Source organism: Catenovulum sp. 2E275 (genome assembly GCF_025515275.1).
Taxonomy (GTDB): Bacteria; Pseudomonadota; Gammaproteobacteria; order Enterobacterales; family Alteromonadaceae; genus Catenovulum.
In genome coordinates, this window is record NZ_JAOPFU010000095.1 from 1 (window position 1) to 2,601 (window position 2,601).

Here is a 2,601-nt window from a genome sequence, read left to right on the forward strand (position 1 = left end):
CGTCGCCCTACCTCCTAAATCCATTTAGTCGTGTGCGGACCCGCATGCAGGGTGTTGTGGGGGCTGAGGGCTAAATACCCTCGGCTACCCGATTATATTGCTTTACAAACTCATTGTATTCAATATCCTTTAATTCCATTACGTTTTCAATGACATAGCTGATTGCACCATAAGTAAATGAAACTTGCATATTGCGCTTAGTTTTTTCTTCTAGAACCACATCAAGCCTTTTTAATGGAGAAATTTCAAAATTTCTAATTTGGACAGGGAAAGTGGTTATAAGCTTGCCATCCTCACTCAATGTAACAATGACTTCCGATAATTCAGCTTTCACTGTTTTGTTTGGATAAACTAAAACGATCCAATTACTTTGAACATTTTCCGACGTTAGCCTATGTATCCCCAACTCATTAGCTTGTTCAGGGGTTAAAGTTTTGGACGAAATTGAAACCGAAGAAGCCAAGCTTAGAAAGGGAAAAACCAATAAGATTAAAAGGCTTCGCATAACTCTCCTGCAATATAACGCCGCTGTATGGCGACGGAGTTTAGTTGGTGCTTTTTGTGGTGTTTTTTCCACAAAAAGCACCAACTGAACGGAGTTCGCGCATGACAGCTTTGTTATATTTTCATAGCTGACTAGCTGACAGACCAAATGACATTCCTACTAAATGCCCTACATCAAAAAATGGAATTCGATGTTCCATTTGAGAATAATGTGAACATTTTATAATAGTTAAATTTCGGTTTTCTTTCGCGTTCACGTTTGTCAGAAGATTAATATATTCAGGATCATCTCCAATAAACACAACATTTTGAAAAGTAAGATCTGATGAATCAAAAGAAGACTTGTCTTGAAAAATATCATGAGTGACCTCGAAAACAGATTCTATTTTTTTTACTTTTTCCTCGAAGGCAAATGCAACAAGCTCAAACAAACAATTATTACCTTTAAGTTTTGCGCCATCTAATGATGAAATAGGTATTTTAACTAATGGAATACCATCAATTTCATGAGAAAAGGCAAATACTTTGTAAGTTTTATTTTCTTCTAACACCCTACAGTTGCGTAAAGCTTGATAAACTAATTCTTCTAATTTTAAATTACTAAAATTTCTTTCTGGGTACAGCTCTTTATACATTGGTGAATATTTTTTAATTGATTCAGCAAGGAAGTTAACATCAATTAAAACGACTGTATTGGAGTAATTCACGATTTTATTTTTTACTTTGTTTTTTTTTGCTTCCTCTAATTTTTTATCTCTGATGGCTTCGAGTTCAACCCAGCTTTTATCGTAAAAAAAAACTAGATCTCTAATGCATTTGGTTATGTATAACTGTAATTTATTGAAAAGATCTGTTTGTTTGCTAAGCTCTGGTATTAATATTTCTATACTCTTACCATTGTGAATTATCTCCGTACGCAATCCATCTTCATTGTCACCGCTAGAATAGTATTTAAACTCCTCCTGCAATCTGTGAATGTCCGAGCTGTTTTCGGCTATATGAGCCGCAATTTTTGTTCTAACCTTCTGGAACTTAGTAAAACTATTTGGATCAGCGATAAATTCAAACAATCTAATTATCTCGATGAATTTCCCTGTATTATCATTTTCTTCCAATGCATTTGAAAACATTCTCAATGCTTGTTTCGCTATGTTCCCAACCTCTCCAATATCAGCATTTAATAGGTTAAAATTAGTGAAAATTTCGGAGTTAATATCTAAACCTACGCCCGCCGTTAAAGTATTGCTGTAGATCGTAGTATCTACAATACGAGTAAAAGGACTCCCTTTCCCATTGTACATTAACAGCAACGTCTCACCTGATGAAACTTGCCCCAACCTTGCTGGCATGTTTTTAGGAGCAACTAAGGAGCAAAACTCAAATTTTATATAATCGATAATTATGGAGGCTTTAGATATTGCAGTAGTCATAATTTGCAAATCACTTGATACGCTCCCAGGATAATCAGCATAAGTTTGATCATTGATTACTACTAAAGGGTTTGATTTAAAATTCTCAATGTTTGAATCAAATTTATCTTTATCTTCTTGAGACATGAAAACTGTATTACTAAACATATCATCAATATCGATGCAGCCTTTTGGAAAGATTCTTATGTTCCCAAATGACTCTTCACTTTTTAAATCAAGTCTCTCCACGGGGAAAATATAAAAATAATTAGTTTCAAGATCGTTTCCGTACAAATCTTCAATTTTATTCATAAATCCTCGGAGAAAATATAACGCCTCAAACACCGGCTTGGTGAAGTTGGCGGCTTTTTTGGAACAAAAAAGGTGACAGCTTTACCAAGTCCGAGTGCTTTGACTTGTTATGTTTTTTACTCAATTTCACGTAAATACTTACTTATGAACTCTGCCAAGTTAGCCGCGTAAGGGTTACATGCCATTTCTTCGTGGCTTGCGAAGCCAACAGAGAACTCCTTACCCTGGTGATTGATAACGTAGTAATCACCACAACCGTTTTGGCCAATTATAAAATAACTCTCAGGCCATGACTCGCCAAAATAGCCATTGTTTCGCACATCGTTATTTTCTTCGATGATAATTTCTGCATCATTTAAAAGCCCGTAATCTTCTG

Annotated in this window: 3 protein-coding genes; all 3 read right to left on the minus strand. The window is 35.3% G+C overall.

Going from position 1 to position 2,601, the window contains the following annotated elements; all coding sequences use genetic code 11:
• Positions 1–70 precede the first annotated feature (70 nt).
• A complete protein-coding gene (locus tag N7931_RS19130; RefSeq protein WP_262795939.1) occupies positions 71–577 on the minus strand; it encodes a hypothetical protein in 507 nt (168 codons plus the stop codon).
• 49 nt (positions 578–626) lie between these two features.
• Positions 627–2,225, minus strand: coding sequence for a hypothetical protein (locus tag N7931_RS19135; protein ID WP_262795940.1), 1,599 nt, complete (start codon positions 2,223–2,225; stop codon positions 627–629).
• A gap of 116 nt (positions 2,226–2,341) precedes the next feature.
• Positions 2,342–2,601, minus strand: a 260-nt coding sequence (locus tag N7931_RS19140; RefSeq protein ID WP_262795941.1) for an SMI1/KNR4 family protein, incomplete at its 5' end; no start/stop codon positions are given.